This window comes from Streptococcus sp. GMD6S (assembly GCF_000297015.1).
Genome location: NZ_AJRH01000380.1, coordinates 1 through 2232 on the forward strand (window position 1 = coordinate 1; position 2232 = coordinate 2232).

The 2232-nt window shown below is 38.9% G+C and carries 4 protein-coding genes; all 4 read right to left on the reverse strand.

Translation table 11 applies throughout. The features are described 5' to 3' along the window. On the reverse strand, positions 1-263 hold a 263-nt coding region (locus GMD6S_RS11860), incomplete at its 3' end, for a DUF2812 domain-containing protein (RefSeq protein WP_008296405.1). A 34-nt stretch (positions 264-297) separates the two neighbouring features. Next, positions 298-873 carry a DUF2812 domain-containing protein gene (locus GMD6S_RS11865; protein ID WP_000412261.1) on the reverse strand — a complete coding sequence of 192 codons (576 nt, stop codon included), beginning with the start codon at positions 871-873 and terminating at the stop codon, positions 298-300. Beyond that, on the reverse strand, positions 873-1193 hold the full coding sequence (locus tag GMD6S_RS11870; RefSeq protein WP_000423979.1) for a PadR family transcriptional regulator: 321 nt from the start codon (positions 1191-1193) through the stop codon (positions 873-875). The genes GMD6S_RS11865 and GMD6S_RS11870 overlap by 1 nt, the downstream gene beginning before the upstream one ends. 157 nt (positions 1194-1350) lie before the next feature. Then, positions 1351-2232: SHIRT domain-containing protein (locus tag GMD6S_RS12910; protein ID WP_000574970.1), on the reverse strand; the 882-nt coding region annotated here is incomplete at its 5' end.

A 2232-nucleotide genomic window follows, 5' to 3' on the forward strand; every position in this document is an offset into this window, starting at 1 on the left:
TTACGAAGAATTGAACAAAAACCTGTTTCTATCAATTCCCAACCGCTATTTCTAAAATCTTGCAGTTCATGCTTATACTTTTTAAGAAATCTAGAATCATAGATACGGTAGATGACATCGTCAGGTTGGCATTGGCAAAAATAGAAAAAACCAAAACGACTCGTTCTATATCTCCAGCCTTTCAAGTGCATCTCACGCAAATACTCTTCTTCCTTGTCCAAATCAACAATGGTAAAAATCCGAAATTGCTTTTTATTGATCATGACTTCCCCTCCAATTTTGAGCATACCTAGCCTATCATAAATCTGATAATTCCTTCTTTTTATGCCATAACTTCCAGCTAATATAGGCAACTATTAACAAAAGGATTAAAGACCAGAAAACATCTAGCCCGACCGCAAGAAAACTCCATAGACCATACGCATTACTTCTATTGAGCAATTTAAGTAAGAATGGTATATGTATGGCTAGCAAAAGTAAAACAGGTACTAATCGCAGTCTTAAAATGCGATTAACCATAGCTAACTTCCCAGTAGCATCGTTATAAATTTCAAACTCTGCATCCGATTCAATTTCAGAATGTGCTTTTCTAAAATAGGAAAAACTATTAAAGTCTGTAATATGCTCCCAACCACAATCTTTAAATAGTTGTAAATAGGAGGATCTCTCTGATTTTTCCATCGGGTAAAAATCCAACTGATAAGACACCTGCTCAGGCTGACACTTTTCAAAGGTATACTTGACTACAAACAATAAGATAGAATAGCTTACTTTCCTAAGTTTCCAGCCCTCAGCATGCATTTCTCTAAAGTATAGAGCCTCACTCTCATAATCCGCAATTGTAAAAATTCGGTAAACAATTTTCTTTTCCATCATCCTTCCTCCCGACTATTTCTGTAGAGCCGTTCAATACGTTTCAATTCAATATCTAAAACTTTTCGTCCCAAGTCTGTGATCTGATAGATTTTACGTTTTTCCTCTTCTCGGACAAAGGAAATCAAGCCATCCTTTTCCATCTTTGACAAGGTCCCATACATAGTTCCAGGACTAATCGAAACTTGCGAATCTGTCATTTCCTTGACCTTTTGTGTGATACCATATCCATGGTTCTCCTTCTGTAAACAAAACAAGATATAAAAACCTGTTTCAGTCATGGGAAGGTAAACACGCCTGATCTTATCTGTTAATTCCATTTAATCACACCTCCTATTTAGTTTGATATATCGCACCTCGTTATATAAACTATATCACATCTCGATATAAAATGCAAGAAAAAGAGAGAACGATTTCTCGTTCTCTCTTCTTATACTACGAAATTAAGCAGTTAATCTCTCATTTACTAAGAGTGACTTAGTCTTTCTTGCGAAGGACAAAAACTGCTAGGCTTGCAAAGGCAAGACCGATGATTGAAAGAAGACCAGATACTGCAGAGCCTGTGTTTGGTAACAAGGCCTTAGTTTGACTACTTCCTTCTTCTGGTTGGCTATTATTTCCAGAATTTTTATTTGGTGCCGGGGTAAATTCCCAAGTACCGACGAAGTGGGCATCCGCTCCATTGATGGTTTCTGATGCTTTGTCATAGGACTTAAAGCTCCATGTGCCTTCTGCAGTCTTAACCTCTGTTTGACTTGGTTGCGTTGGTGTTGCTTGACTTCCATCTTTCAAGTTTGTTTGGTCTGCCGGAAGCAAGGTTTTCACTTCTTGCGGAAGTTCTTTTCCTGGCGTTCCGCTGACAAACTCATGAACCGCTTTATGAGTCACTGTTGGAACTGGAGTTGCTGTAAATTCCCATGTACCTACAAACTTAACATCTGCTCCATTGATGGTTTCAGATGTCTTGTCATAAGACTTGAAGCTCCAGGTACCTTCTGCTGTCTTAACTTCTGTTTGACTTGGTTGCGTTGGCGTTGCTTGACTGCCATCTTTCAAGTCTGTTTGGTCTGATGGAAGCAGGGATTTCACTTCTTGTGGAAGTTCTTTACCTGGAGTTCCGCTGACAAACTCGTGAGTTGCCTTATAGGTTGGGGATGGGGTGAATTCCCATGTACCTACAAACTTAACATCTGATCCATTAATTGTTTCCGATGTCTTATCGTAGAACTTGAAGCTCCAGGTACCTTCTGCTGTCTTCACTTCTGTTTTACTTGGTTGCGTTGGAGTTACTTTGTTGCCATCTTTCAAGTCTGTTTGGTCTGCTGGAAGCAAGGTTTTCACTTCTTGTGGAAGTTCTTT

Excerpts from the sequence above, each read along its gene's own strand:
- GMD6S_RS11870 (WP_000423979.1), bottom strand. The coding sequence starts at position 1,193 with ATGGAATTAACAGATAAGATCAGGCGTGTTTACCTTCCCATGACTGAA.
- GMD6S_RS11865 (WP_000412261.1), bottom strand. The coding sequence starts at position 873 with ATGGAAAAGAAAATTGTTTACCGAATTTTTACAATTGCGGATTATGAG.